General features: G+C 66.0%; 25 protein-coding genes and 1 pseudogene. 11 read left to right on the forward strand and 15 right to left on the reverse strand.

Features of this window, described 5'->3' with window-relative positions; genetic code table 11:
• Window positions 1–36: 36 nt before the first annotated feature.
• Both BST40_RS03735 and BST40_RS03740 read right to left on the reverse strand, forming a co-directional pair.
• Window positions 37–1023: an alpha/beta fold hydrolase gene (locus BST40_RS03735; RefSeq protein WP_083153484.1), complete on the reverse strand. Its 987-nt coding sequence runs from the start codon at window positions 1021–1023 to the stop codon at window positions 37–39.
• Window positions 1024–1045: 22 nt separating this feature from the next.
• Window positions 1046–2368 carry a M23 family metallopeptidase gene (locus tag BST40_RS03740; protein ID WP_083153486.1) on the reverse strand — a complete coding sequence of 441 codons (1323 nt, stop codon included), beginning with the start codon at window positions 2366–2368 and terminating at the stop codon, window positions 1046–1048.
• Between the two features lie 3 nt (window positions 2369–2371).
• On the opposite strand from BST40_RS03740, the gene BST40_RS03745 reads away from it, so the two are divergent.
• The 3 genes from BST40_RS03745 (at window position 2372) to BST40_RS03755 (ending at window position 4674) form a co-directional block, all read left to right on the forward strand.
• Entirely contained in the window at window positions 2372–2872 is a 501-nt protein-coding gene (locus BST40_RS03745; RefSeq protein ID WP_244174279.1) for a hypothetical protein, read from the forward strand.
• Between the two features lie 35 nt (window positions 2873–2907).
• On the forward strand, window positions 2908–3462 hold the full coding sequence (locus BST40_RS03750; protein ID WP_240316448.1) for a hypothetical protein: 555 nt from the start codon (window positions 2908–2910) through the stop codon (window positions 3460–3462).
• A 198-nt stretch (window positions 3463–3660) separates the two neighbouring features.
• Window positions 3661–4674: a 5'-methylthioadenosine/S-adenosylhomocysteine nucleosidase family protein gene (locus tag BST40_RS03755; protein ID WP_240316447.1), complete on the forward strand. Its 1014-nt coding sequence runs from the start codon at window positions 3661–3663 to the stop codon at window positions 4672–4674.
• 9 nt (window positions 4675–4683) lie between these two features.
• Here the strand turns inward: BST40_RS03755 and BST40_RS03760 are convergent, their stop codons facing one another.
• Complete coding sequence (locus tag BST40_RS03760) at window positions 4684–5538, reverse strand: sulfurtransferase (protein ID WP_075545485.1); 855 nt, start codon at window positions 5536–5538, stop codon at window positions 4684–4686.
• A gap of 260 nt (window positions 5539–5798) precedes the next feature.
• Here BST40_RS03760 and BST40_RS03765 point away from each other — a divergent pair, with 260 nt between their 5' ends.
• Together BST40_RS03765 and BST40_RS03770 are read left to right on the forward strand one after the other, a co-directional pair.
• Window positions 5799–6137, forward strand: a complete 339-nt coding sequence (locus tag BST40_RS03765) for a hypothetical protein (protein ID WP_083153530.1) — start codon at window positions 5799–5801, stop codon at window positions 6135–6137.
• A 269-nt stretch (window positions 6138–6406) separates the two neighbouring features.
• Window positions 6407–7474: pseudogene (locus BST40_RS03770) on the forward strand (alpha/beta hydrolase fold domain-containing protein); the annotation flags it as partial.
• A 572-nt stretch (window positions 7475–8046) separates the two neighbouring features.
• Here BST40_RS03770 and BST40_RS03780 read toward each other — a convergent pair.
• Complete coding sequence (locus BST40_RS03780; RefSeq protein WP_083153490.1) at window positions 8047–8970, reverse strand: TIGR03619 family F420-dependent LLM class oxidoreductase; 924 nt, start codon at window positions 8968–8970, stop codon at window positions 8047–8049.
• Window positions 8971–9029: 59 nt separating this feature from the next.
• On the opposite strand from BST40_RS03780, the gene BST40_RS03785 reads away from it, so the two are divergent.
• Both BST40_RS03785 and BST40_RS03790 read left to right on the forward strand, forming a co-directional pair.
• Window positions 9030–9578, forward strand: a complete 549-nt coding sequence (locus tag BST40_RS03785) for a TetR/AcrR family transcriptional regulator (protein WP_075545487.1) — start codon at window positions 9030–9032, stop codon at window positions 9576–9578.
• The gene (locus BST40_RS03790; protein ID WP_083153492.1) at window positions 9575–10837 is read left to right on the forward strand and encodes a cytochrome P450; all 1263 of its coding nucleotides are present in this window, start codon (window positions 9575–9577) and stop codon (window positions 10835–10837) included. Before BST40_RS03785 ends, BST40_RS03790 begins: the two co-directional genes overlap by 4 nt.
• A 49-nt stretch (window positions 10838–10886) precedes the next feature.
• Here the strand turns inward: BST40_RS03790 and BST40_RS03795 are convergent, their stop codons facing one another.
• Window positions 10887–12479: a Na+/H+ antiporter gene (locus BST40_RS03795; protein WP_075545489.1), complete on the reverse strand. Its 1593-nt coding sequence runs from the start codon at window positions 12477–12479 to the stop codon at window positions 10887–10889.
• 51 nt (window positions 12480–12530) lie between these two features.
• Window positions 12531–13619, reverse strand: a complete 1089-nt coding sequence (locus BST40_RS03800; protein ID WP_083153494.1) for a DUF5685 family protein — start codon at window positions 13617–13619, stop codon at window positions 12531–12533.
• A gap of 184 nt (window positions 13620–13803) precedes the next feature.
• Here BST40_RS03800 and BST40_RS03805 point away from each other — a divergent pair, with 184 nt between their 5' ends.
• Complete coding sequence (locus BST40_RS03805; protein WP_083153532.1) at window positions 13804–14244, forward strand: protease inhibitor I42 family protein; 441 nt, start codon at window positions 13804–13806, stop codon at window positions 14242–14244.
• A 36-nt stretch (window positions 14245–14280) separates the two neighbouring features.
• Here the strand turns inward: BST40_RS03805 and BST40_RS03810 are convergent, their stop codons facing one another.
• Window positions 14281–15528, reverse strand: coding sequence for a hypothetical protein (locus tag BST40_RS03810; RefSeq protein WP_208618897.1), 1248 nt, complete (start codon window positions 15526–15528; stop codon window positions 14281–14283).
• A 237-nt stretch (window positions 15529–15765) separates the two neighbouring features.
• On the opposite strand from BST40_RS03810, the gene BST40_RS03815 reads away from it, so the two are divergent.
• Window positions 15766–16458, forward strand: coding sequence for a mycothiol-dependent nitroreductase Rv2466c family protein (locus BST40_RS03815; protein ID WP_075547999.1), 693 nt, complete (start codon window positions 15766–15768; stop codon window positions 16456–16458).
• Between the two features lie 9 nt (window positions 16459–16467).
• Here BST40_RS03815 and BST40_RS03820 read toward each other — a convergent pair whose 3' ends face one another.
• From BST40_RS03820 to BST40_RS03830, 3 genes are read right to left on the reverse strand one after another with little or no spacing between them, the layout of a single operon-like run.
• Window positions 16468–17616, reverse strand: coding sequence for an acyl-CoA dehydrogenase family protein (locus BST40_RS03820; RefSeq protein WP_075548000.1), 1149 nt, complete (start codon window positions 17614–17616; stop codon window positions 16468–16470).
• 53 nt (window positions 17617–17669) lie between these two features.
• Window positions 17670–18674, reverse strand: a complete 1005-nt coding sequence (locus tag BST40_RS03825) for a tocopherol cyclase family protein (protein WP_083153498.1) — start codon at window positions 18672–18674, stop codon at window positions 17670–17672.
• Entirely contained in the window at window positions 18671–19933 is a 1263-nt protein-coding gene (locus tag BST40_RS03830) for an alpha/beta hydrolase (protein WP_083153500.1), read from the reverse strand. The genes BST40_RS03825 and BST40_RS03830 overlap by 4 nt, the downstream gene beginning before the upstream one ends.
• A gap of 164 nt (window positions 19934–20097) precedes the next feature.
• On the opposite strand from BST40_RS03830, the gene BST40_RS03835 reads away from it, so the two are divergent.
• Window positions 20098–20916: a 1-acyl-sn-glycerol-3-phosphate acyltransferase gene (locus BST40_RS03835; RefSeq protein WP_075548003.1), complete on the forward strand. Its 819-nt coding sequence runs from the start codon at window positions 20098–20100 to the stop codon at window positions 20914–20916.
• A gap of 50 nt (window positions 20917–20966) precedes the next feature.
• Here the strand turns inward: BST40_RS03835 and BST40_RS03840 are convergent, their stop codons facing one another.
• The 3 genes from BST40_RS03840 to BST40_RS03850 form a co-directional block, all read right to left on the reverse strand.
• Window positions 20967–22187, reverse strand: coding sequence for an alpha/beta hydrolase family protein (locus tag BST40_RS03840; protein WP_083153502.1), 1221 nt, complete (start codon window positions 22185–22187; stop codon window positions 20967–20969).
• Window positions 22188–22298: 111 nt separating this feature from the next.
• On the reverse strand, window positions 22299–22625 hold the full coding sequence (gene fdxA, locus BST40_RS03845) for a ferredoxin (RefSeq protein ID WP_075548031.1): 327 nt from the start codon (window positions 22623–22625) through the stop codon (window positions 22299–22301).
• Between the two features lie 2 nt (window positions 22626–22627).
• Entirely contained in the window at window positions 22628–24004 is a 1377-nt protein-coding gene (locus BST40_RS03850; RefSeq protein ID WP_240316445.1) for an FAD-dependent oxidoreductase, read from the reverse strand.
• Between the two features lie 100 nt (window positions 24005–24104).
• On the opposite strand from BST40_RS03850, the gene BST40_RS03855 reads away from it, so the two are divergent.
• Window positions 24105–25037, forward strand: coding sequence for a LysR family transcriptional regulator (locus tag BST40_RS03855; protein WP_083153504.1), 933 nt, complete (start codon window positions 24105–24107; stop codon window positions 25035–25037).
• Between the two features lie 8 nt (window positions 25038–25045).
• Here the strand turns inward: BST40_RS03855 and BST40_RS03860 are convergent, their stop codons facing one another.
• Both BST40_RS03860 and BST40_RS03865 read right to left on the reverse strand, forming a co-directional pair.
• Window positions 25046–25762, reverse strand: coding sequence for a sirohydrochlorin chelatase (locus tag BST40_RS03860; RefSeq protein ID WP_075548007.1), 717 nt, complete (start codon window positions 25760–25762; stop codon window positions 25046–25048).
• Window positions 25759–26487, reverse strand: coding sequence for a phosphoadenylyl-sulfate reductase (locus BST40_RS03865; protein WP_075548008.1), 729 nt, complete (start codon window positions 26485–26487; stop codon window positions 25759–25761). Before BST40_RS03865 ends, BST40_RS03860 begins: the two co-directional genes overlap by 4 nt.
• Between the last annotated feature and the right edge of the window lie 6 nt (window positions 26488–26493).

A 26493-nucleotide genomic window follows, 5' to 3' on the forward strand; every position in this document is an offset into this window, starting at 1 on the left:
AAATCGCCGCAGTGTGGGTCGATGGCGTCTGCGACGCTAGTCGCTCTGGTCGACCAGAACCGCGCCTTCGGGCCGGTTCCCCAGCGTCTGCAGCCCGATGTCCTCCCCGCCGGCGGTGAGGCGCACGATCTCGGCCAATTCCGCGGGCGCGTCACATTGCAGATAGTGGTCGGCGCCGGGCATCACCCAGTAGCGGCTGCGCCCCGGCTGGTTTTTCAGATACGCCTGCCAGACATGGTTGGCGACGCGCAGCGGCGCCACGCTGTCATGCAGCCCCCAGACCAGCGCGGTGTTCAGAGACATGGTGGAAAGCCCTTCGAGCCAACGGGTTTCGTCGGCAGCCCGCTCATGCAGATACTGAATGGTGTCGGGCAGCACCGAGATCCCGTCGTTGTGGGCAAAACACTTCGCCAGCGCGGCGATCTCCGGGTCGTCCAGCGTCCGCCGCGGGATGAAGGTGCTGGCTCCCAGCCCGGCCGCCAGCAGCTCGGGCGTCGTCGCCGCGGCGGTGGCCCGCCCGGTCGCGGCGTCGAGCAGCGCCGTCTGGAACGCGGTGAGGTTGGACAGCGGCAGGTAGATGTTGGCGTTGGTGATGATCACGTTCAGCGGCAGTGCCGGTGGGTCCTCGGCGGCCAGCATGCCCAGCGCGATCATGCCCACGCTGCTGCCGCGGTCGTGGGTGAGCATCCGGAACTCGGTCAGCTGCCACACCCGCCTGATGGCGTGAACGAGCAGCCGGGCGTCGTCGTACAACGAATACACGTAGGGCGCCGACGGCTTGTCGGACAGCCCGTAGCCCGGGAAGTCGAGCACGAATATGTCGAACTCCGAGCCCAGCGCACCCGCCAACCCGAAGTAGTCGATGCTGGACGTGGGGAAGCCATGAACCAGCACCAGCGCCGGCGCCCCGGGTGTGCCGCAGCGGCGGCTGAACACCGACACTTCGGCGCCGTCGTTGGCGGCGGTGGTCGATCGCCAACGCAATTGTGTTCCGCCGCTGTGCCATTCGGTGAAGATGTCCACGGGCGGGGTCCTTTCGCCGGTCTTATGCAAAAGTCGTAATCGCCAGCAATAGCGGCAGCTGGTTGGAGCGAAGTTCGGGTGCCTGCAGTCGCTCTGGCCCGAAGAACGAGCCGCTGAGGTAGTTGTCGGCATTCCACACCGAGGTGGTGCTCACCTGGCCTTGGTAACTGAAGGCGTCCAGCACATAGGGCACGGCGTCGGCTTCGAGCAGCGACGGACCGCTCATCAGCTGGAAGTGCAGGTGCGGGGCGTTGGAGTTGCCGGTGTTGCCCAGTTTGGCGATCTGTTGGCCCTTTTTGACCTTGTCACCGGGTTTGACCAGCAACGAGCCCTTGATGAGGTGCGCGTAGAGCGCGTACACGCCGTCACCGAGGTCCATTACGATGTGGTTGCCGTCGATGGTGTTGATTGTCATCTTGGCGGCCAGGGCAGGATCGGAGGCCGGCAGGATGCCCGGTACGTTGGCCTCGACCGTGTCGAGTGTGGAGGCCACGGTGCCGTCGGCGACCGCGTAGACGGGAACTCCGTACGAGACGTAACTCTCGTTGCGGGTTCGGTCTCCGGTGTAGAAGTTGCCCTGGTCGTCCATGTGCATCCAGTCGATCGCAAACCGCTGGCTGTTGTTCAGCTTCATGTTGACCGGCATGATGGCGTCGCGGTGCGCCCAGCCCGGATCACAGCAGCCGTTGAAGGCGACCCAATTGTTGCCCCGCAGTGGCGGGCTGATCACCCGCGGGGTGCCGGCCGAGATATCGAACGGAGCACCTAGGGTGTCCATCGGGCCGGGTTCGGTACTCACCGCCGGGTTGGTCACCCCGGTGCCACGCAGACGCAGCATGACTGCCTTCGGGAATTGCGCCAACGTGTCAAGCGTGAAGTCCAGCAACAGCGTCCGCGATGTCTGGGCCGCAATGCCGAAGTCGGGGGAGGGCTGTTGGGTGAGCTGTCGTAATCGGTTGCAGTTTCCATAGTTACAGGCGGGGTCGACCAACTGCGGGCCGGCGAACGTGGCGAGCACCTTGTTGGGATCCTGCGCATCGACCACATCGACGGCGGTGAGGCTGGCCGGCACCCCGGTGGCATTGGTGATCTGCACGTCGAAGGCCAAGTGATACTTGCCGTCACTGCCGGGGAAGGGAAATGTCGGGCGGCTGATTGGCGCAACGGTCAGCGGGGTAAAGGCGTCGGGCACCGTCACACCGGCAAGCGGGTTGGTTCTGGCCGGGGTAGTCGACGAGGCGCCGCCGCCCGTCTGCGTACTCGACGAGCACGCGGCGACGAACAGGATCAACCAGAAGGTGGCCAACGGTTTCCAGAGCGGACGGCGTGCGGGGACAGCTGCCATCGGATGCGCCTCCTTGGTCGGCCGGGTCTCGTGAGCTTAGTCTTCGGCTCTGCTATTTGGGCCGAAGACATGCACGCCGGGCTTACCATGCTGGGCATGATCACTACCCGGGTAATCGGTGTTGCCGAATATCAGATCAGCTCCGAGGAAGCCGGCATCATCAATGCACGATATGTCTCTTCTGGTTCGGTCCGGTCGAGCGGCGGGATCGGTTCGGGACGGGCCAGGGGCGATACGTCCAATGGCTTCCCCGGCGATTACCGTGTGCAATACTTCGACGCCGCAGGCGAATTGACCGGGGATCTCGATTTGCGGATCCAGCGGGCCGGAGCGTCCTATCGGTTGACCTGGCGGCACCGCTCGCAGAACGTCAGCCTGCCGGCGGCGGTCGGCGAAGTGGTCTACGAAGGCATCGGTTTTGCGAACGGACAGCGATCCATGGCCATTGCCTATTGGATGGCGGAAAGAGTGTCAGCGGCAATTGCAGGCCGGCCGCTGCTCTGAAAAGAATCCACCCGGGAGGCATGTTGAGACACAGGTTGTTCTTCCTGGCCGTCGCTGTGGCGCTGGCCGTAACGGCCTGCGGCGCAGCATCTCACCCGCGCCTGTGGGGAGCGTTCACCGAACGCGGCTTGGCCAACGTCCCGATGAAGCCCGGCGTCAATGTTCGGGTCTTCAACGACGTGAACTTGGATGCGCATGGCTACATCAAGTACGACAAGTCGAACGGATACCTGACACTGCATCCGGGCACGTATCGCATCGATGGCTGGTCGCTGACCTCGTTTGGTTTCAAGCTGACGCCGGAGCAGCAGGCGGCCGCCTATTCGGCTCCGGGCTATGCGTTCTTCTGGAATGTCGACCAGAAGAAGATGGAGATCCTGGGTTCGCTTCAAGATCCGCGCTATTCGCAACAGAGCATCATCGACGGCGTGCTCACGATACGCAAGACGACGAATTACTTCGTCGGCCATCAGAACGGCGACAAGGTCGACGGGATAAGCCTGCAGCTCTACGATCCGAACATCAAAATGCCCGACGGACAGGTCTCGACCAACCACGCGTTCGCGCAGCTGGTCGTCGAGCGCTTGTAGCGCCGCCGACACGTTCGCTCACTCGGCGGCAGCTCCGACGCCAGCCCCCGAATAACGACACGGAATCGTTGGCGAAAAACATCCATAACGAATGTCCGCCGCTACGTCAGGTAGCGCCAAAATCTAAGCCACACCACCCATGAGACAGCGTGTCCTGGCACCCGCGACCGACGAAGTTCCGCCGGGGATAGGGGGATCGTGCTCGAGCGGTTCCTGGCTGCGTGTGCGATGGTGGCCGCCTTGTTGCTGGGCGCCGCGGCGGTCTCGTCGAACACCAGGGCCGACACCGGAGGCTTCGCGACAGTGAGCCCATGTCAACAGCGCACGCTGATCCTGTCGGCCTTTCCCGCCGAAGCCGACGCGGTGTTGTCGCACACCATGCTTGACGCCAACCCGGTTGTCGTCGACCACCATCGGCGCTTCTACCTCGGGTCGATCGCCGGAAAGAGAGTGATAGTGGCGATGACCGGTATCGGGCTGGTCAACGCCACCCGCACCACCGAGATCGCCGTGGATCGCTTCACCTGCTCGTCCGGAATTGCCGTTGGCGCGGTGGTGTTTTCGGGTGTCGCCGGCGGCGCCGGACGCACCGCGATAGGAGACGTGGCCATCCCGGCGCGCTGGACCCTGGACAACGGCGCGACATTTCAGGCCGTCGATCCCGGCATGCTGGCCGCGGCGCAGACGTTGGCCGTCAGCCTGGGCAACGTCAACAATCTCGGCAATCCCGCCTGCCTGTGCAAGCACGTACCCACCGTGCCACTGGTCAACCTGGGGCGGCAGACACAACTCTTCGTCGGTGGCGACGGCTCCAGCAGCGACAACAACAACGGCCAGGCATTTCCCTGTATCCCCAACGGCGGCGACATTTTTGGTTGTCAGCCCTGCTCGGCGCCGGACCGCTCGCTGCTCTACACCGGTAACTTTCCGCACGCGGCGTTGCCGTTCCTGGCCCACGGCTTGCTCAGCAACCTGAAGATACCGGTACAGAAACCGGCCTTCGACGCTGTCGACCAGGAGACGGCGGCGGCGCAGGCGGTCGCCAACGCGCGTGGCATACCGTTTCTGGGCATCCGCGGCATGTCCGACGGCCCCGGTGATCCGCTCAACCTGCCCGGCTTTCCGTTCCAGTTCTTTCTTTACAAGCAGATCGCGGTCGAAAACGCCGCACTGGTTGCCCAGGCGTTTCTGCAGAACTGGACCGGCGCCTAGCGCGCCCGGCTATCCGGCGCCGCGAGCGACCGGACGGGTCGGATCCGAACTCCACTCGGACCACGATCCGGGATATAGCGCCGCCTCACGACCCATCGCGGCGAGCGCGGCGACGGTGACGGAAGCGGTGATACCGGATCCGCAGTAGGCGCCCACCGGGCCGTCGGGATCGATGCCGCGGCCGGACAACAGCCGGGTAAGCGCATCCTGGTCGAGAAACATTCCGTCGCAATCCAGTACGGCGGCACTGGGAAGGTTTGTCGCGCCGGGAATGTGACCGGCAACCGGGTCGACGGGCTCCACATCGCCGCGAAAGCGCTCCGGCGCCCGTGTGTCCAGCAGCGGCACCGCGCCTGACCCGCATTGCTGTGCGGTCAAGGTAGGCCGTCGCCCGGCAGCAAGATCATCATGGCGCACAAGCACATTCCCGGCGGGAGGCGTCACCGGTCCGGTCTCCAACGGTTCTTCAGCCGACCGCCACGCATCCAGGCCGCCGTCGAGGATGCGGACATTGTCAACCCCGGCCGCGGTGAGTACCCACCACGCTCGCGCCGAACCGGCCCGGTTCCAGTCGTCATACGCCACGACCAGGCCGTCCCGCTGAATTCCCCAGCGGCGCGCGGCCGCCTGAAGACTGCGCCCCGAGGGTAGTGGGTGACGGCCGTGGCCGACGACGGTGTGGTCGCTGAGTTCGTCTTCCAGCGAGACGTAGACCGCCCCGGGTAGGTGGCCCCGCAGATAAGCCGAATGCCCGTCCGGCTCGTCGAATCGCCACCGCACGTCCAGTAGGGTGACCGGCTCGGCGGACCGGATCCGGCCGGCCAGCTCGGCGACAGTGATCAATACCTGGTCCCTGGCGTTCACCGACTCACCTCCACTTGGTCCACGAGCCTACCGCCATCGGTTTCCCGGATTGGCCATGGCGAGGGCTCGATCGGCGATAGCCTCGGTGGCACAGGCGACAGTAGGCGGATCAGATGACGGCGCGGCGGTTTCTCGCACCACGGATGTCGACGGCGACGCTGATGGCCGTTGTGTCATTGGCTATCGCGATGTCGGCACCCGTTGGGGCAGTGCCTGATACGCAGTGCACGCTTGCGACACCGGTCCAGGAAGTGCAGTCAGTGTCCCAGCTGCCCGCGGAACTTCGTCAGATTCTGCCGCCGATCGCCGATATCGGCGCGCCCTTCAACAAGACCGACGCGGTCACCGATCCGACGTTGCCGTTTCGGCGTCTGATTCGGGCCGGCTCTCGCGACAATGACTGGTTTGTTTGGTACGAACACGGCGGCATCACCTATTTCTGGCAAGCGGTGGTACTGCGCGTCGTGCCAGGGGCGGAGACTAAGACGGTGGCGAACGCGGGGACTGTCTCAGATCTCTTGTGCGTCGCCACCGACGGAGCCTTCGCCGGCCAGGTTCCGCCCTATCCGCAAGGCAGCTGGGCCGAGTCTTTGTTCTAAGCCGAATTTTTCGGCGCAGCCCGCCCTGTGGGTGTTGATAACCGAATGTGCCTGTCCCGCAGTGCACTTTGCGGTGAAGGGGCGGTGGCGGCAAAAGCTTTGACCCGGCGCATCTATCACGAGGCGCCGGGCGAGCTCATCGGCAGGACGGGTGCGGCATGGTGTACCTGATCAAATATTGCCACAAGGAAGTCTTGCGCTATGCATCCATTGCAGAATACTATACACGCGTATTGTGATTTGACCATGCTGTAAAGGAAGCGTCGAGCTTGATTGCACCATTGACAACCCTGCCCGGGTTTCCGGCAAAGGCTCTTCGCGAACCTGCAAGGACGGCTGCACATCGATTGCAGCTCGACGAAGCCGCCGCTCTCAGCGACGAAGCCGCCGCCGAGATCGTCGAGACGGGTCCAAGTGCACCGGCCCGGTTGGTGTCATTGGCAGCGCGGTGTGCGATCCGGCCCGTTATCAGCGTGGTTAGCCATCTCCCCCATGCGCCGTGGCCGTTTGGCCTGGTCGACTTCGCGTGCCGGGTATTGCTCCCCACGCCGGGCACGGTCCGTGCTCGGGTGAAGCTACCCAACGCCAGCGCACTGCTGGTTCGCGCACCGGCAGTGCTGCCTGCGGATGGCACCCGGCGAGTAGTGCTCTACCTGCATGGCGGCGCATTCCTGACCTGTGGGGCAAACTCGCACAGCGGGGTGGTCAATGCCCTGTCGCACTCCGCCGACGCGCCGGTATTGGTGGTCAATTACCGGCTGATTCCCAAGCATTCGCTCAGCATGGCGCTCGATGACTGTTACGACGGATACCGATGGCTGCGTCGGCACGGGTACCAGCCCGACCAGATCGTGTTGGCCGGTGACTCAGCGGGTGGCTATTTGGCACTGGCATTGGCGCAGCGTTTGCAGCAGTTTGGCGAAAGGCCGGCAGCATTGGTTGCAATCTCACCGCTGCTGCAGCTGGCCAAGGAACCCAAGAAAGCACATCCCAACATCAGCACCGACGCGATGTTTCCCGCTACGGCTTTCGATGCGCTGACGGCCTGGGTTGCCAGCGCGGCTACCAAGCACTCGGTCGACGAGATGCCCGAAGAGATCTATGAGCCGTTGGATCACATCCGGCCCGGCCTGCCGCAAACGCTGATCCATGTATCCGGCTCCGAGGTGCTGCTACACGATGCGCGGTTGGCGGCGGCCAAGTTGGCGGCTGCTGGTGTGCCGGCCGAGGTCCGGATCTGGCCGGGCCAGATTCATGTCTTTCAGCTGGCCGCACCAGTGGTGCCCGAGGCCAGCCGCTCGCTGCGTCAAATCGGCGAATACATTCGTGAGGCCACCGGTGAGCCGACCAACCCGCATACCGTAGTCGCGCCCATTTCGCCGGCGAGTTCTGCTTCGCGGCGGCGCCCTAACCGATCGCGTCTTTGGCGAAGTGTGCTCATGGTCGGCTTGCGAAGTCAAAGAGCAGGCCGAGATTGCCACCGTTTCGGCACCGTGACGACTTGCCGCGCGCCCTCACCGGCGTCCGGCACGCGCGGGGCGCCCCGTTCGATCTGACCTGTGCAGAGCACGGGATCTTCGGGTGACTGTTGACCAGAAAATGGTGCCGCTGACTGAGGCCAGGACAAGATTTCTGCGCTCGTCGATGAGGCTGATACCAAACACGAAAGCATCCAGACAACCCGCTACGGCCGCGTCACCGCGGTCAGGATGTCGCCCGACGACCTGGAGTCGCTGAACGAAACCCTGCGCGCGCTACGTGCGCCTGGCTTGGTAGATGACTTTCGCCGGGCCGACCCGACTACGCCGCCGGCAACACGGTCACCGGGGAGGATCTGCGCCGGCGATACCGCCTACGGTGACCCGCCATGCGCCGTCCTGGTCGGTCCGCTAACGACATCACAGATTCGTCATGACGATGAAATGTCAACCCTTCGTGGGGAATAAGCGCGCGGAGCGGCTCGCCACTCCAGAGGGGCCAGTTCGGTAAGAGCCTGCAGGCTTTCTAGGTAGTGCTGCCGCGAGGTGTGCACGAAGGTGGCGCAGATGGTGGTGGCGCCGTGCGCGGCGGTCTCGGCGAGGACGTCGCGGGTCAACTGGGGTTCGCCGATCGGGTCCAGCGGCGCCGGGGGCGTCAGCACCACTTCGAATCCCGGATGAAGTTCGAAGCGGCTCAACCATTCTCGGACGTGCCCTAGGCTCACGTCGAACGGGGCCCACCCATCGGCCAGCGTCGCGGCTCGCCGCAGTGACCGCACGGTGCGTCCGCCGACCCAGATGGGGACGTGCGACTGGACCGCGCACGGGTCGACCACCATGCCGTCAAAGGAATAGAACTGGCCATGGTAGCTGGGCTCGGATACCGACAGCGCCGAGCGCAACGCTCGCAACGCGTCGTCGGCGCGGGCTCCACGATCGGCGAACGGAGCGCCGATGAGATGAAATTCGTCTTCGAGACTGCCGACACCCACACCGAGGATTAGCCTGCCGCCGCTGACAGCGTCCAAAGTGCCGTAACGCTTGGCGATTTCGAGCGGATGATGATAGCCGAGCACCAGCACGTTAGTGGCCAGCCGAATGCGCTGGGTGCGCGCGGCCAAGTAGCCCAAGGTGGCCAACGGATCCCAATAGCGGGTCCCGCGGCGCCGCTGCTCGGCTCTGGGCAAGGCAATGTGCTCGCTGCAGGTCAGGTGGTGGTAGCCGAGCCGGTCCGCGGCTTCGGCGATCTGAGCCAGGTCCTCTACCGAGGCGTGCCTTTCCCAGTCGGCGCTGACCCCCGGCAACATGGTCACCACCGGCGTGGCAATCGACAGCTTTGCGGCGACGGCGCTCATCGCGCTAGATTCTAACAGTGCTCGAATCATTTCGAACGCCGCTCGAATAGGCGGGTTCAATGACCTCCACGGAACGGCGGGCCTACGGCGAACTCGACCGCGCCCAGGTGGTGGCGTGCCTGCACAACCTGGCCAGGCGGATGGGCGTGCAGCAGGTGACGATGCGTGAGCTCGCCGCCGAACTCGGCGCCGCGGTCCCATCGGTGTACTACCACGTCCCGGGCAAGCAGGCCGCCCTGGACCTGCTCGCCGAATCCGTTCTGGCCGACATCCCCGAACCCGAAGCCGGCCCCTGGGACACCCGGCTCACCGAGCTTTACTGTGCCGCACGCGACGTGCTGCTCGACGTCCCCGGCGTCGCCGGCGTCCTGCAAACCAGTGGCGGCGGGGAACGCGCCCGCCGCCTCGACAAACTGAGCCGCGCCCTTCTCGCCGAAGCCGGACTAGTCGAAAGCGGTGTTGCCGCGGCACATTCGGTGTTGTACACCTATCTGCTCGGTTCGATCAGCCTGGAGGAGTCCCGCGGCAAGCGTCAGCCCGCATCGCGGTTCCGGGCCGGACTCGACGTCGTCATCGCCGGTATCAAGGCGCGCGCGGAGCACCGATGAGCATTCCGAAGCTGGGGTCGCTGATTGTCGAAAATCACGACAGCACTTCCGGTCGCGACGCCGCCGCCGTGCTAGACCCGGACACGTATCTCGCCGGTGCTCCGTTCGAGGCGCTGCGCAGGTTGCGGGCCCGCGCGCCAGTGCATCCGGTGTACCTGTCCGGACTGCCCAGAACGTGGTTGCTGACCCGACACGCCGATGTGCGACTCGTCAGTCGCGACACCGAGACGTTCACCAGCAGCAAGGGCAACACCCTGGTGGCGGTCGAGGCGGCGCCGACCTCGGCGATGCTGCCGGGAATCGACCCGCCGCGACACATCCACTACCGCAAGCTGATCAACCAGGGTTTCACCGCGCGCAATGTGCTGCGTCTGGAACCGCGGATGCGCCAAGTCGCCCGCGACATCGTCGCCAACATCGCCGACAAGGGCGAATTCGACGCCGTCACAGATGTTTCCGCGGAAATATCGCTGCAGGTGATCGCCGAGGTACTGGGTGTGCCCGCCGCGGACCGGATGGACGTCTTCCGCTGGAGCAACGCGATCGGAAGCCTGGGCATCGAGGACCCCGACTACGCTCCCACACCCGAGGCGCTCGGGCAGGCGGCCGCCGAAATGTTCGCCTATTGCGGCGAATTGGTCGAACACCGGCGAAAGCACGGCCTCACCGACGACATCCTGTCGGCTCTGCTCGCCGCCGAGGTCGACGGCGACCGGCTCAACCGCGACCAGCTCAACGAATTCTTCCTGCTGCTGGCGATCGCCGGCAACGAGACCACTCGAAACACCCTCAGCCACGGCATCCTGGCGCTGTCCGAGCACCCCGACCAACAGGCGCTGCTGGCCCGCGATCGTAAGGCGGCCAAGACCGCCGTCGAGGAACTGCTGCGCTGGGCCACCCCGGTGATGCACTTCCGCCGTACCGCCACTCGCGACGTGGAGATCCGCGGCCAGCACATCCGGGCCGGCGACTGGGTGCTGATGCACTACCTGTCGGCCAACCGCGACGAGGACATGTTCGAGCGGGCCGCCGAGTTCGACATCACCCGGGGGCGGTCTGGCCCGGGGCCCGACCATGTCGCGTTCGGCGGCGGGGGAGTGCACTTCTGCCTCGGCGCTCAGCTCGCCCGTCTGGAACTGCGGGTGATGCTGGAAGAGTTGTACCCACGCGTGCCCGGCCTCGTCGTCACCGGGCCGCCCGACCGGCTGCGGTCCTCGTTCTTCCACGGGATCAAACGGCTGCCGTGTGCGGTGGGTTGAGCAGCCGGTCGCTCGCCCTCCGCAGCAGTCGCCGCCACCGGGATCGACGTCAGTCGAGGTCGGCCGGGTCGAGCAGCTGCACCTCCTCGAGATCCATCTCCGCCTGCACCTCGCGTAGCACAATGTCGTCGATCAGGTTCTTGTTGCGCAGCGCGGTGACGGCCTGCCGCTGATATTGCAGAACGCCGAGCCGAACCTGACGGACCAGATCGCAGTGCGCCGCCAGATCGCTGGTCGCGGAGTCGGCGCCGTTGACCCCGACGAGTTCGGCGCGTTCTTCGTAATCGCGCTGCAGGCGTTTCACAATCTCGGTGCCGGCCCCAAGCGCGTCGGCGACCTCCGGCAAGGCTTCCAGGGCGGCTTCGGCGCTGCGAATTCGGGCCAACTGCAATTCGTCGGCACGGGTGACGTCGTCCGGCATCCGGGCCCAGCGGACCACCGCGGGCAGTGAGCTGCCCTGGACCAGCACCGTCACCAGAATCACGATCGACACGACAAAGATGATCAGGTTGCGGTCGGGGAACGGTGCGCCGCTTCGCGTGGTCATCGGGACCGCGAGCGCTGCCGCGAGCGAGACCGCGCCGCGGAATCCGGCCCAGCTGGTCACACAGCGCTGGCGAAAGCCGACGTAGCGGTGGGGTTTACGCAAGGACCGGTCGACCGCGCGTCCCAGCAGGGTGGTCACCTCGACCCACACGATTCGGGTTGCGACGACAACCCCCGCGACGACCAATGCCAGGACGGTGGCGCGACGCAGTCCGCCGCCGACGTCCGAGATGTGCTCGATCGCGCCTGGGATCTGGACCCCGACGAAGACCCACAAAGACCCGTTGATGAGGAACGTCGAGATATCCCAGAATGCGAACGACTGCAGACGGGAACGCGCCCGAATCACCCGCGGGCCGGTGTAGGCGAGCACCAGCGCTGACACCATGACCGCGACGACGCCGCTGCAATGTAGCGACTGGGCGAGCAGGAACGCCGCGAACGGCGTCATCATGCTCAGCGCTCCTTCCTCGAGCGGTGCGTCAATCCTGCGGCGCAGCATCGTCACCAGCCACCCGACCAACAGCCCCGCGGTGATCCCACCCAAATAGGAGACGACAAAACGGCCGACCAGGGCGGCAGGTCCGATCCCCGGCGCACCTTCGGCGACGGCCACGGTCACGGCGAAGAGGACCAGCGCCGTTCCGTCGTTGATGAGGCTCTCGCCTTTCAAGACGGTAAGTGTGCGCCGCGGCAATCGTTTGGCCAGGCCGGCCACCGCGGCGGCGTCGGTGGGCGAGAGCACCGCACCCAGCACCGCCGCGGCGTGTGACTCCATGCCGAATGCCCGTGCTGTCCATGACACGGCCACCGCGGTGGCAATCACCAGCCCCACACTGAACATGATGATCACGCGCAAGTTCCAGCGGATTTCGCGGAAGCTGGTGTTCAGACTTTCCCAGTAAAGGATCGCCGGAAGGAATAGCAGCAACACGATTTCGCCGTCGATCTCGACGCTTCCGAACCGGGGGATGAGACCCAGCAGCGCGCCAAGCAGGATGAGCAAGACCGGCGGTCCCACCCGGTAACGGCGACCCAGAACGGTTCCGGCAACCACGATGGCGACGAGCGTGACGATAACGACGAGGCCGAACACCAGCCCATCTTCGCCTACGGACTCATCGATCCCGCGACCACATGGCCCGAACTACGAGCAGTCGCAGCAGTCGCAGGAGTCGCAGCAGTCGCAGCAGCAGTCTTCGTCGCAGCAGCACGCGTCGGTGCAGGTGTTCCAGCATCCCTGTTTGGGACTTTGCTCCGCAATGGGCGGTAGCTCACCCGGATCGCCCGGGTAGGGGCCAGCGCCCATCGCCTGGTCGCCGAAGTTGATCCCGTCCTGCTCGCCATGCGGCGTCCCGCCTCGCGCGCTGTCACCGGCGCGGTTGAAGGTGCGCGATATCGCGCGGCGCACCTCGCGGGTCAGCAACCGCCGCGCCAGTCGTCCGTCGGTGAAGTCGACGTCGGCCAGCGCCAGTTCGATGCCCAGCGCTGCGTCGTCGCACCGGGTGCGGGCCGCCGCGACGGGTGTTGCGGTGGCCGCCAACGGGTTCCACTTTCCGTGAGCTGCGTCGTCGCGGTAATCCTCGACCGCGTCGAGGACATGCGCGATTCGCCCGAACAGCCGCCCCACCTCACGCAGCGGCTCCTGGTTGGCCGGTCGGCCGGCCAACACCGCGGTATGTGCGAAGGCCGCGGCGACCGCGGTCTCGGTGGGCTCGGTCACCAGCAGTAGCGAGCTGCCCGGGCCCGCCCGACCGACCATCGCCTCGAGCACGGTCTGCCGGTCGATCGCCGCGACCAGCACGCCGGTGTCGAATCCGAGGGAGTGTCCGGCATCGGTGCCCTGGCGCGTCCAGCGATCGGCGATCCGGCGCGCCACCACCCGCACCGGGGCCGCACCGACTACGCCGTCACGGTCGTCGACGTGATCGCGCACCCGGGCGGCGGCCAGCGCCAGCGACACCACGGCGGCCAGTCGCACGCACTCACCGGTCGCCACGTCCGCACGTCGCATCCCGCGCAATGGACAGGGTCCGGCGGTCCGTCGCGTTGGTCGCGCGTCGGACTGCGCTTCGACCAGCAGCGAGACCACCAAGCCGTCGTAGTTGGTGGCGATTCGCGCGGCCTGGCCGTAGTCGTCGCGAAGCGCCAGGCACAGTCCGCATAGCTGCGCTCGCCAAACTGCCGTGAGTTCGCCACCGAGCCGGTGACGGCACGGCCGGATGATGCCAAACACGCGTCGAAGCTACCGGACTAGGGACGGACATGCGCCCGGAAACGCCGCGCCGCCGCGCGCCGGGAACACGAGATCGGGAGTTCGCCGGGGCGCCGGAACTCGCCGGGCAAGCAAACGTCCTTGCCGGCCAACGCGATCCCGTTCAGGCGACTATGCTGCAAACCCTGATTGAAGGGCGGTGTTGATGAAGATCAGACTCATGGTGACCGTCGTCATGGTTGTCTTGTCGGTGCTGTTGGGTTGCATCGGCTGTGCCAGCAAGGCCCGACCGCCGGCGACCAAAACCATTGACGTGTCGATGGACGACGTGTTGAAGCAAAGCGCGATCGAACGCGATGTCACCATGTCGGTCGGGGACACGCTGCAGGTGACGCTCGGGTCGAATTACACCACCCCGTTCCGCTGGGCGGAAGACATGAAGATCGGTGACGCCACGGTCCTGAAGCAGGTCGATCACCGGTATGTGCGGCCGGACACCGACATGATGGGCGCACCCGGCACCGAGGTGTGGACGTTCACGGCGCTCAAGCCCGGCAGCACCACGATCACCACCGGCTACGCCAGCTTCGTGGGCGGCGACAACGCGCCGACGTGTACCTTCACCGGGAAAGTGACTGTGCAATAGCGGGTGCCGCTAGAGCTGGGTTGACTCGAAAGCCGCTCACGCGGGGTGTTCGGTCGTCGTCGGCGGCGTCGTCACCGGGGGGGTCGAGGGTTTGGTTGTCACCGGTGGTGTTGTCACCGGCGGGGTCGAGGGTTTGGTTGTCACCGGTGGTGTTGTCACCGGCGGGGTCGACGGTTTGGTCGTCACCGGTGGTGTCGTCGGCTTGGTCGTTACCGGAGTGGTTGCGTTGGGGATGCAGCGTTCCGGATTGTGGCCGCAGTGATATCCGGGCGGACATTCGACGCAGACATAGGTGGGCGACGGCGGTGTCCCCCCACCGGGCGGGTCGTCACAGATACCGTCGCCGTTCAAGTCCACGCACGGGAGTTTCTTTTGACCCGACGGTACGAGCCAGTCTTTACCGACATACTGCACCCAGATCGGCTCGGTAACGCTGGAGCCGAAGATGGCGCTGGTCCTGGTGCTTTTCGTGGTATGCGGCGTGCCGTTGTACACCGAATATCTGATCCACGGCCCGGTATTGCCTGCCGCCGGCTGGGATTCCTTATCGAGGTAATCCGGTGCCGCAATTGCGATATGCCCGTATTCGGTGCGGCCCGGGATGCTATGCGATGACGCGACAACAAATTGACCTTGATTTGCCAGTTCCGTGACCTCGGATCCGGGATTGATTCCTACGCCGACGAGCTTCCAACCGCTTCTATCCGGATTCTTGACCGCCTGTGCGAGGAACTCATTCATCTTGTCGGCATTACGCAGCTTCTCGTCGTAGACGCCGTCATAGGCGCGATCTCTGAAATAGGGAATATCCAGAATCGCTCCAAGAGCGCCAAGATACCAATTGCAGGCTTGCAGGGAATAGGGAGCCCACGGCTTGTCGGAGGCGGCCGAAAGAGCGTCCACGAATCCTTGTCGCATCAACTTGTTGGCGAGGTCTATGGCTTCCTGATAAGGGATTTTCCGGTTCTGCTCCCACGACACCACGACATAACAGGCCGCCGGCGGGTGGGCGCTGTGCATATCGTCCTCGCACTGCCGGGCAGCATCTAGCAATCGACCCGCGTGCTTTCTATCCGCGGCCGGGCCCCGTTCCGCGTCCGGTGCGCCCTTCGTGGGCTCGCACGCGGCACCATTTCCGCAATTACTGGGCTGGCGGCTACAGGCTACCGGTATCACCGCGCCGAACATCATCAATGTCACGCCCACGAGCACCACGATCCAGCGCAGCTTTCCGCCATGATTCCGCAGAAAAGCGGCAAAGCCGTTTTGGGCGGCGCCGGTCAACCGCGGGTGCAGCCTCTTCATGTAAATCCCCCTGCCGCCGATCCGCGTCGGCATATCGCAACACTGCACCGCGCAACCCGGCACCTGCTAGGGGCTTTGGGCCTCGACGGCCGATTACCTAAGAAATCGTGGCCGTCGATGTCAGGTGATCGTGCAGGCACGGCTTTCGGTCCGGCGCGTGCGCGTAGGCTACGCGGCAACGCCAGCTCGCGAGGCGCCGTCGAAAGGTCAAGCGTGATGAGCACTGTCGTAGATTTCCACTTTGACCCCATGTGCCCGTTCGCCTACCAGACCTCGATCTGGATCCGTGACGTCCGTGCGCAGTTGGGCATCGCCGTCAATTGGCGGTTTTTCAGCCTCGAGGAGATCAACCGGGTAGCCGGCAAGAAGCACCCCTGGGAACGTGACTGGTCCTACGGCTGGTCTCTGATGCGCATCGGCGCGTTGCTGCGCCGCAGCGACATGTCGTTGCTCGACCGGTGGTACGCGGCGATCGGTAACGAACTGCACAGTCTCGGCGGCAAACCGCACGATCCCGCGGTGGCCCGCCGGCTGCTGGGCGAGATCGGTGTCGACGCGTCGATTCTCGATGCCGCGCTTGCGGATCCGAGCACCCACGACGAGGTCCGCGCGGAGCATCAGCGGGTTGTCGACGCCGGCGGATACGGGGTGCCGACGCTGTTCATCGAGGGGCAATGCCTGTTCGGGCCGGTGCTGGTGGACCCACCGACCGGGCCGGATGCGCTCAAGCTGTGGAACGTGGTCACCGGTATGGCCGAATTGCCGCATGTCTATGAGCTGCAGCGGCCGAAGTCACCCGCCGATGCCGACCTCATCGCCCAAAGTCTGCGGCCATATCTCGACGGCCGTGACTGGGTCAGCATCAACCGCGGCGAAGTGGTCGACATCGACAGGCTGGCCGGCCGCTGAAGCTCACCGTCAGACCATGGCGGTCGGCGCCACCTTCAGGCCAATTGCCAAGGCGCCGGCCAGTTCTCGGCTGACGTCGTAGTCGAAGACCACGTGGCCGCTGAGCACGTCGACATCGCGTTTGGCCCGTTGTAGCGGGCTGCTGAGAAAGTGTGCGCTGGCGCCGGACGCCTCCAGTAGGCCGGCGATCACCGCGCGTGATTCCCGCACGATGTGCGCGGCGGCCAGCCGGGCATCGGCGCGGACGGGGCGCGGCACACGGTCTCCGGCCGCCAAGGTCTGGTCGATTCGCCCGGCGGTGTCGGCCAGCAGACCGTCCAGGGCGCGTAGCCGGACCCGGGCTTCGGCCAGTCGGGCTTGAGCGGCCGGCTTGTCTTTCTGCGTGCCACCCTCGTAGGCCAGGACACGTTCGAAGAGTCGCTCGGCGAAGACTTCGGTGACGCGCTCGGCGGCGCCCAGCGCCGGCATTGCGGCGACCAGCGCCAGCGCGGGTATCAGCGGCCAGCGGTAGAGGTCCGCGTCGTGCAGCAGCGCACCAGGCGCGGTGCCGGCGTAGATATCGCTGACCTTGACCAGTCGGTGCGCGGGGACGAAGACGTCGTCGATGACGACGTCGTTGGAGCCGGTGGCACGCATCCCGTCGGTTTGCCAGACGTCGACAATCCCGATGTCGTCGGCGGGCACCAGCGCCAGTGCCGGGTAGGTCGCGTTGTCGGGACCGCAGAGCGCGCCGACGATCGTCCAGTTGCCGTCCATCACTCCGGTGGCCCACGACCAGCGACCGGACAGCCGAACGCCCCCGTCCACTGCGACACCGCGCCCGGTAGGCGCCAACGGTGACGAAGCGAGAAACGGTCGGGAAGCGAATCCCTCGCTTTGGGCGCGCTCGTCGAAAAGGGCCAGCATCCAGTTGTGCAGCGTGTAGAACGCCGCGGTCCAGGCGGTGGAGGCGCAGCCGTGCGCCATCCGGCGTACCGGGTCGAAGATCGCCGCGAATTCGGCCTGCTGCCCGCCATACCGCGTGGGCCGCAACAGATCGAAGAATCCCGACTCGATCAGTTCGGCGACCGTGGCGGCGGGCAACCGGCGAAGCTCCTCGGCCTGCTGTGCACGCTGACCCAGTCGCTCCACGAATGCGTCCGTGACACCGGCGGCCATGTGCAGACCATACTGTCTGGTGCGGGCGCGGTGTTCGATACGACCGAGCGCCGCTACCCGGCCGGCCGGCTGCCGATCTCCAGTCCCGTCAGCTCGGAGGTGCCGTCGAAGACCACGCGGCCGAACTTGCGGACCACGCAATGCAGCCGGCCGGCAAGATGCTCGAAGTCGGTGTCGACGTTGCGCCGCGCCGCGGGCAATGGCACCGGTAAGACGTGCGGATCGCGGCCGGCGGTGTCACCGTCCAGCCAGATCTGGTAAAGCGGGTTGAACGCCCGGATACGCCAGTGGCCGTCGCCGACCTGTGATCGCACCAGCGCCGGCGGCGTCATCCGGATCACCTCGTCACCGAGGCGCACCACCACTCCGGTGACGTCTTGACGGATCGGGCCGAGCTGAAGAAGACCGCCCGAAAACGCGACGGAGACGTCCGCGCCGTCGAAATCGTGCGCCTGGCCCCACCACCAGCGCTCGGGAAAGCCCGCGCCCCAGTTCCGTTCGGCATAGAGCCGGGCGTCGTCGAACGTCCAGGTACCGTCACTGAATTCGACTGTGCCGCTTGCCTTACCGCCCAGCCGATAGGGATGCCAGTATTGGTTCAGAAACGGGATCGAGGAGAACACCCCGCCGCCCCCGAAAACCTTGGGCCATTGGAACAGATCAGTGAATCGCAGATTGAGATGGATGTCGTCGAGGTCGATTCGTAGCCCGTCGGTGGCGGCTGCGAAACTGCCGGCCGGGTCGGTTCCGGCGTGGACCGTGAACGGCGAGGATTCCGCTTCGGCTTCGTCCAGCGCCGCCGACCGCACCATCCCGCCGGGATGCAGCGCGACTGCCACGGTGGCCCAGTCCCCGTCCGGGTGGCGGTTGACGCTGCACAGCCCGACCACGACGCGATCGGTGGCGCTGTCGGTGAGGCGCCAGAACCAGCCCTCCATTTCACAGCCATGAGAGGGCAACGGATCGCCAAAGGGCAGGTCGGCGCCGGTGCTGCGATAGGCATCGACCAGTCGCTTGGCGATACCCTCGGCGGCCCAGCGCAGGTATGCGGCGGTCATCGGTGCCGCGTCGCGTAGATCTCGGCCAGGAACTGCTCGACGGCGATCGCCGCGTGCGCCGCCCGGGCCGACCCGAAGATGTCGAAAGCGTGCTGGGTAAGCGGCAGTTCGGCGTAGACCACGGGTTGAGTGCTGACGTCGCGAAGCGCGGTGACAAACGCGCGTGCCTGCTCGACGGGTACCAGCGAGTCGTTGCGGCCGTGCAGCACGAAGAACGGCGGGGCCTCGGCGGAAACATGGTTGACCGGTGACGCGGTGACAAACGGCTCCAAGTTGGTCGCGGGCCGCTGTTTGAGAACGGATTTGACGAGTAGCGCCGGCATCATCGGATGCATCGCGTCGTCGAAGCGGGTGAAGTCGTAGACGCCGTAGAACGGCACCGCCGCGTGGACGCGGGTATCGGCGTCTTCGAATCCCGGTTGAAATTGCGGATCGTTGGGTGTCAGTGCCGCCAGCGACGACAGGTGACCGCCGGCCGAGCCACCGGTGATGGCGATGAAGTCGGGGTCGCCGCCGTACTCGCCGATGTGTGCCTTGACCCAGGCGAGGGCGCGCTTGACGTCGACGATGTGATCGGGCCACGTGTTGCGCGGGCTGTGACGGTAGTTGATCGCCACGCAGACCCAGCCCAACTCGGCGAGGTGGCTCATCAAGGGATGGGCCTGTCCGCGTTTGTTTCCGGTCGTCCAGGCACCGCCGGGGATCTGAAACAGCACCGGTGCCTTGCCGGACCGATCGAGATCGGGACGTCGCCAGATATCGAGATGATTGGCCCGGCCGTATTCGCCGTAGCTGATGTCGCCGTCGTGGGCATAGTCGCGGTAGATCCGCAGCATGCGCAGCGGTCCGGGATTCTTGGCGGTGCCACCGCCGGACGCGCGGCGCCACAGGCCGTCCGAGTCGGTGCGGCGACCGTTGCCCAAGCCGCCGTCCAACGCAGCGGCCAGCGGGATATCGGCTCGATGACCCGAGCGACTGAAGTTGAGCAGACCGAATGCCGAGATGGCAGCGACTAGCCAGGAGAGCGCCCGCACCGGCCGGGTCAGCCGGCGGGCGGTCAACGCCAGTCCGCCTACCTGGCTGGCCAGTGTCGGCAACGGAAACTCGGTGACGACCAGACCGAAAATCCATGACCACAGCGACGCGAAACCGTTGCGCGCCAGGGGTTTATATGCGTTGAGTGTGGAGGTGGCAGTTACCGCCGTGACCACCAGAGCGCCGATCTGCCGGAGGATGTGGATGAACTGAGCTCTGCCCATGTGGGCCACCTTACTTAGCGTGCCTTCCCGACTGACCGATCAGGGTGCCGGAGCTTCGTCGCCGCGGCGGGACGCGGTCGAGAATCGGTGTGGCGCTTGGTGTCACGCGTCAATGGCGCTGCGGCGTACCATCGGCTCCAGCCGAGCACCTGTGAGGGCAAGACATGGGCGATACCCACAGCGACCCGACCGACATCGAAAAGTGGGACCGCGGCCTGACCGAGCACGTCATCACGCTGACGCGGCCGATCGTCAAGCGGTATTTCCGTTCCGAGGTGCGTGGTCTGGACAATATCCCGTCGGGCGCATGCCTGGTGGTCTCGAACCATTCCGGCGGCCTGGTTTCGGTGGACCTGTCGGTGTTCGCCGTGGGCTATTACGACAGATACGGCTATGACCGCCCGCTGTACGCGCTGGGTTTCGACACACTGTTCGCCGGGCCGGCCGGTGAGTTCTTCAAGCGCACCGGCGTGATCCGCGCAACGCGGGACAACGCCGCCAAGGCGTTGGCCGCCGGTGCGGTCGTGCTGGTATTCCCGGGCGGTGACTTCGACGTCTACCGGCCCACCCTGCGGGAGAACGTCATCGACTTCGGTGGCCGAACCGGCTATGTGACCACCGCCGTCGAAGCAAAAGTGCCGATCGTGCCCGCGGTCTCCATCGGCGGCCAGGAAGGCCAGTTCTTCCTGACCCGCGGCAGACGGCTGGCACGTGCTCTTGGGCTCACCAAGTTGGAGCGTAAGCTGTTCCGGACCAACATTCTGCCGGTGACCTTCGGCTTCCCGTTCGGGCTCAGCATCGTCGCGCCGGTCAACATGCCGCTGCCCACCAAGATCGTCGTCGAGGTGCTGCCGCCCGTCCGCGTCGCCGAGGAATTCGGCCACGCTCCTGACGTCAAGGACGTCGACGCGCACGTGCGCCGGGTGATGCAGAACGGCCTGGACAAGCTGGCCGCCCAGCGGCGCTTCCCGATCTTTGGGTGACACCTGCGATCACCACGCGGTCTACGACGCCACCGCGACGCCCGGCGGTCTCACCGTCGTGGCCGTAACCTCGCCGGGTCCACCATCCCGGACTGCGCCAGTGCGTCGTCGATGAACCGCTGTACCGGCCGGGAGCGGAAGAAACCGGTGTGACCGCCTTGATACCAATGGATCTCCGGCTTGCCCCAGTGCTCCCAGAGGCGGCTGACCTGGTCCCGGGCGTGTACCAACCGGTCGGCAACACCGGCATAGATGAAGCGGCCCGCCAAGGGAACACGGGGAGTCAGGGCCAGCGGCGAGATCATCCTGCCGATGGGCCGGGCCGACCTCATCGTCTGACGGAGGCGGCCGTGGCCGCCGAGGCCGGCGTGGCGGCCGACCAGCTCCACCAGATCCACGGCTGGAACACCCAGGATCGCGCATCCGAGTCCGTCGTCGAGGCTGGCGACCAACGAACTGATGAGACCGCCCAGGGATATGCCGTTGAGCCCGATCATCGCGTCGGGCTGCTGGGCGCGGATCCAGGACAGCAGGCGCCGGATGTCCCACACCGCCTGAGCGGCGCCGTGGGCCGCGTCGAGCACATTCTCGCTGGGAAACGCGGCGCCGTAAGGCCGCCCGCGTGCCCGCGGCCCGTGCAGGGGCAGGACCGGAAGCACGACATTGAGGTCGAGGTTGCGGTACAGATACCACGCGTGAAACAGCATCAGGTCGAGCCCGGCCCGCCCCATCTCGGCACCGTGCACACACACCAGCCACGGCCGCGGGCGGCGGTGCCGCAACATCAACGCGTACTCGCGACGGTTTCCGGTGTAGCTCAGCCACCGCTCGCGGCCCGGTTCGCCCGGGTGGGGTTCGTAGCCGCTGTCGAAGGAGAGGCGCTGGTAGCTGCGCCCCATGCTGTCCACCCGCTTGACCGCCACCTCGGTCAGCGGCGGGGGTGCCGCGAAGAATCCCTCGGGATCGGCCAGCCAGCCGTTGTTCTGGTAAACGTCAAGTGCGGCAAGGACTTCGCGATCTATCCGCTCCAGTGAGGAGGCGCTGGGCGCCGACCTCAGCATCCCGAAGCCGGTCAGCAGGATTTCGTCGCGAAACGCTTGCGCGGCAAGCGCGATGGTGGGCCGAGCCACCGGCAGCTCGTCGGGCTGCCGGTCCAGATAAGCGCCCCAAGACCGGGCGTAGAAGCCGCCGGTGCGGGTGAATGGACCCAGCGCCTGCAGCAGCGCGTTGGCGCTGCCGCGGCGCCGGTCTGTCTGGTCGATGTCCGGCATCTCGTGTCACCCTGTTCGACGCGGTCTCGGCTTTTCGATCGGCCTTGGATCAGCCTTCGATCAGCTTAAGCCCAACGGGTATTTCGGATCCCCTCGCGCGCGAGGTCGGCTCTAGGTCGCCTCCGCCTTGCGAGGCAGCTCCACGACCGCGGCGGGGTCGTTCTCGGTCATCCCGATTTTCGACGCGCCCCCGGGTGAACCGAGTTCGGCAAAGAAGTCGGCGTTGATCTGCTGATACTCGCTCCACTCGCCGGGTAGATCGTCTTCGTAGTAGATCGACTCCACCGGACACACCGGTTCGCAAGCGCCGCAGTCGACACACTCGTCGGGGTGGATGTAAAGCATCCGGGCGCCCTCGTAGATGCAATCGACGGGGCATTCCTCGATGCAGGCCTTGTCCTTGATATCAACGCAGGGTTCGGCAATCACGTATGCCACAATCATTCTCCTTTCTGACAGCCCCCGATGCGAAGCAGTTCCGACCTGCTCGCCACCTTCACCCGCGGTCGGTTCTGCGCGGCGCCGGCCTCCCGCTCGAAACAGTCGATCGCCTGCCAGTGCGCGGCACTGACCAGCTGCGGTTGCCTGGACGCGAGCCACCGGGCGAGTTCGTCAGCGCGGTCCTCGGCGGGGGTGCCGTTGCCGGGCTGTGCGGCCAGGTCCGCGAGCAGGGTGTCGACGGTGTCCTGGGCGTCCTTCTTGTTGGTACCGATCACCCCGCTCGGACCGCGCTTGATCCAGCCGACGACGTATTCGTTGCGGCTGCCCGTGATCCGGCCGTCGGTGTGGGGGATGGTGGCGCTCTTGGAGTCGAACGGCAGCCCGGGTGTGGGTATACCGCGGTAGCCCACCGATCGCACCACTAGCTGCGCGGGCAGCTCTTCCCGGGCCCCGGTGTCCTTGGCCACTATTCGGCCGCCGGCGTCACTGACCAGCTCGTTGCTGCCGAGCACGATACTTTCCACCTTGTCGTTCCCGTTGATTTCGATGGGAGACGTCAAGAACCGCAACACGATCCGGCGGTGTCCGGACCGGGGTGCGCGGGCGGCGTAGTCGCGCAGCACCTTGATGTTCTGTTTGGCGACCTTGCCGGCGGAGGCCAGGTCGTCGTCGCTGATGCCCTCCAGCTGGGTCGGGTCGACGACAACGTCGACGCCCTCGAGTTCTCCGAGTTCGCGCAATTCCAGGGTGGTGAACGCGCTCTGCAAAGGGCCGCGCCGACCGATGATCACCACTTCCTCGATGTGGCAGGCGCGCAACGCCGTCAATGCATGGTCGGCGATGTCGGTGACCGCAAGCACGTCGGGATCGGTCACCAGGATCCGGGCGACGTCGACCGCGACGTTGCCGTTGCCCACCACGACGGCGCGGCGGCCCGATAGATCGGGGGACATCTGCTCGAAGTGTGGGTGCGCGTTGTACCAGCCGACAAAATCGACCGCGGCGACGCTGCCCGGCAGCTGTTCGCCGGGAATGCCCAGGGGCCGGTCGGATTGGGCGCCGACGGCGTAGATCACCGCGTCGTAGCGCTCGGCGAGTTCTGCGGCCTGGACATGCTGGCCGACCGTGACGTTGCCGAAGAACCGGAATCGGGGGTCTTGCGCGGTCTTCTCGAACTGCTGGCTGACCGATTTGATCTTGGGGTGATCAGGTGCCACCCCGGAGCGCACCAAACCCCATGGCGTGGGCAGCATTTCCAGCATGTCGACCGCGACCTCGAGCCCTTCGCCGGCGTCGGCGGCTTTCAGCAGCGACGCCGCGGCGAAGAATCCCGACGGACCGGAACCCACAATCGCTACGTGATACGGACGGGTCATGAATCTCATGGTTGCCGTCTGCGCCGGGCCGGGGTAGACGTGTCGATGTTGTGTTGTCACAAACAATGGTTGTGTCGGCGTTTTCGTGGTTTCATCAACCATGCCGCTCAGTTCCCGCATGCCCGAACTCGCCTCGTTCGAGATCTTTCTGGCGATCGCGCAGACCGGCAGCCTCGGCGGCGCCGCGCGCGAACTCGGCTTGACCCAACAAGCCGTGTCAAAACGGCTGGCGGCGATGGAAGCCCAGGTCGGTGTGACGCTGGCCGCCCGAACCACCCGCGGCTCACAACTCACCCCGGCCGGAGTGGTTGTCGCCGAGTGGGCTGCGCGCTTACTCGACGTCGCGAGCGAGGTCGATGCCGGTCTGGGCGCGTTGCGCAAGGAGGGGCGGGAGCGGATCAAAGTGGTGGCCAGCCAGACGATCGCCGAACAGCTGATGCCGCACTGGCTGCTGTCGTTACAGGACGCGGCCAGGCGGCGCGGTGACAGCGCCCCCCAGGTGATCTTGACGGCTACCAACAGCGAGCACGCCATCGCTGCGGTTCGCGGTGGCACCGCTGATCTTGGATTCGTCGAAAATCCCGGGCCGCCAAAAGGGTTGGGCAGCTGTGTGGTGGGCCATGACGAGCTGGTGATCGTGGTGCCGCCGGGCCACAAGTGGACTCGGCGAGCACACCCGGTGAGCGCCGGTGAACTCGCGCAAACACCGTTGGTTACTCGCGAACCCCGTTCGGGCATCCGCGATTCGCTGACGGTGGCGCTGCGTCAGGTGCTGGGCGACGATGTGCGCCAAGCGCCGCCGGTGCTCGAATTATCCTCCGCCGCGGCCATGCGGGCCGCGGTGCTGGCTGGTGCCGGGCCGGCGGCCATGAGCCGGCTGGCGGTGGCCGACGACCTCGCGGTCGGCCGACTGAGCGCCGTTCCGGTGCCCGAATTGGACCTGCGGCGCCAGTTTCGGGCCATCTGGGTTGGCGGGCGCACCCCGCCCGCTGGGGCCATCCGGGAGCTGCTCAGCCATATCCGCTTCGGCTAGGAATGCGGCTAAGCGGCGACGTGGTGGGCCAGCGCCTGGTCGTAGCGGTCGAGCAGCGTCTCGGCCACCAGCCGGTGCGCGCCTAGCGGTTGGGCCATCGGAATACCGTTGTCGCGCGCGTAGTTCCACACCTTGTCGGTGATGAGACCCGGCGCCAGGAACCACGGTGCGATGACAAGGCGGCGGGCGCCGCGGCGCCGCAACTGCGCGACCGCGTCGGCCACCGACGGTTGCGGCCGGGTGGCAAAGGCGATGGTGGCTCCGGCCCAGCGGGTGCCGGCGGCCAGCGCGGCGGCCACCTGCGCGGTACGGGCATTGGCCGCGGCGTTCGATGAGCCGATCGCGACCACTGCCACACCCAGGTCCCGGTCGAGCGGTGAAATGCCGAGTTCTGCCAGGCGTTCGCGCAATACCGATACCAAGCGATCGTCTTCACCGAGCACGTCGGCCTGGCGGACGCCGTGCGCGCCGGCACGCGCAATCTGGCTGGGAATGTCGCGACGTGCGTGGTAGGCGCTGGCCAGCAGCAGGGGCGCGACGACGGCCTGACGGCCGTTGGGCAAGCCGGCGACTACGTCGATGAATGCCGGCTCGGCCAGTTCCAGGAAGGCCGGCCGCACGTCGATTCCGGGCCGAATGCGGGTGAGCTCGGCTGCGACGGCTCGGGCGTTGGCCGCCGATCGCGGATCTCTGCTGCCGTGCGCGGTGAGGATCAAAGTGCTCATGAGGCGTGCAACCCGCATTCGGTCTTGGCCAGCCCTTGCCAGCGCCCACTGCGCGGGTCGGCGCCGGCGGCCGGTTTGGTTGTGCAGGGAGCGCAGCCGATCGACGGGTAGCCCTCGTCGACGAGCGGATTGACCAGCACGTTGTTCTGCTGGATGTAGGTCTCCACGTCCTCGTCGGTCCAGGTGGCCAGCGGGTTGACCTTCACTAGTCCGAACGCCTCGTCGAAGCTGATCAGCGGGGCGTTGGCGCGCGTGGGCGCCTCCACCCGGCGGATGCCGGTGACCCAGGCCGAATACCCGCGCAACGCCTTGGTCAGCGGGACGACCTTGCGCAGCCGGCAGCACTCGGTGGGGTTGCGGGCGAACAGGTCCTTGCCGAGCAGCTCGTCCTGTTCGGCCACCGTGTGTTCGGGGGCGACGTTGAGAACCCGGATGTCATAGACGGATTCGACCGCGTCCCGGGTGCCGAGGGTTTCGGCGAAGTGATAGCCGGTGTCGAGGAAGATCACCGGCACGCCCGGGCGCACTTTGGAGGCCAAGTCCACCAATACGGCTTCTTGCATGTTGGAGGCGACCACGTAGTTGCAGGTGGCCCAGCCCCGGGGGCCGTTGACGCCGCCGAAGTGGGCGTCGGTCCAACGCAACAGGTCGGTAGCGCTGGCTCCCTCCAGCTCGTCGGCGCCACGGGCAGCCAATTCACGTAGTTGCGGCTCGGTGTAACTCATCTCGTC

Source organism: Mycobacterium persicum (assembly GCF_002086675.1).
In the GTDB taxonomy this organism is placed as follows: domain Bacteria; phylum Actinomycetota; class Actinomycetes; order Mycobacteriales; family Mycobacteriaceae; genus Mycobacterium; species Mycobacterium persicum.

Coding starts and splice junctions, on each gene's coding strand:
- BST40_RS03740 (WP_083153486.1), bottom strand. CDS start 2,368: ATGGCAGCTGTCCCCGCACGCCGTCCGCTCTGGAAACCGTTGGCCACC.
- BST40_RS03745 (WP_244174279.1), top strand. CDS start 2,372: ATGCGCCTCCTTGGTCGGCCGGGTCTCGTGAGCTTAGTCTTCGGCTCT.
- BST40_RS03780 (WP_083153490.1), bottom strand. CDS start 8,970: ATGAGCGCCGTCGCCGCAAAGCTGTCGATTGCCACGCCGGTGGTGACC.
- BST40_RS03785 (WP_075545487.1), top strand. CDS start 9,030: ATGACCTCCACGGAACGGCGGGCCTACGGCGAACTCGACCGCGCCCAG.
- BST40_RS03790 (WP_083153492.1), top strand. CDS start 9,575: ATGAGCATTCCGAAGCTGGGGTCGCTGATTGTCGAAAATCACGACAGC.
- BST40_RS03805 (WP_083153532.1), top strand. CDS start 13,804: ATGAAGATCAGACTCATGGTGACCGTCGTCATGGTTGTCTTGTCGGTG.
- BST40_RS03815 (WP_075547999.1), top strand. CDS start 15,766: ATGAGCACTGTCGTAGATTTCCACTTTGACCCCATGTGCCCGTTCGCC.
- BST40_RS03820 (WP_075548000.1), bottom strand. CDS start 17,616: ATGGCCGCCGGTGTCACGGACGCATTCGTGGAGCGACTGGGTCAGCGT.
- BST40_RS03825 (WP_083153498.1), bottom strand. CDS start 18,674: ATGACCGCCGCATACCTGCGCTGGGCCGCCGAGGGTATCGCCAAGCGA.
- BST40_RS03830 (WP_083153500.1), bottom strand. CDS start 19,933: ATGGGCAGAGCTCAGTTCATCCACATCCTCCGGCAGATCGGCGCTCTG.
- BST40_RS03835 (WP_075548003.1), top strand. CDS start 20,098: ATGGGCGATACCCACAGCGACCCGACCGACATCGAAAAGTGGGACCGC.
- BST40_RS03840 (WP_083153502.1), bottom strand. CDS start 22,187: ATGCCGGACATCGACCAGACAGACCGGCGCCGCGGCAGCGCCAACGCG.
- BST40_RS03850 (WP_240316445.1), bottom strand. CDS start 24,004: ATGACCCGTCCGTATCACGTAGCGATTGTGGGTTCCGGTCCGTCGGGA.
- BST40_RS03855 (WP_083153504.1), top strand. CDS start 24,105: ATGCCGCTCAGTTCCCGCATGCCCGAACTCGCCTCGTTCGAGATCTTT.
- BST40_RS03860 (WP_075548007.1), bottom strand. CDS start 25,762: ATGAGCACTTTGATCCTCACCGCGCACGGCAGCAGAGATCCGCGATCG.
- BST40_RS03865 (WP_075548008.1), bottom strand. CDS start 26,487: ATGAGTTACACCGAGCCGCAACTACGTGAATTGGCTGCCCGTGGCGCC.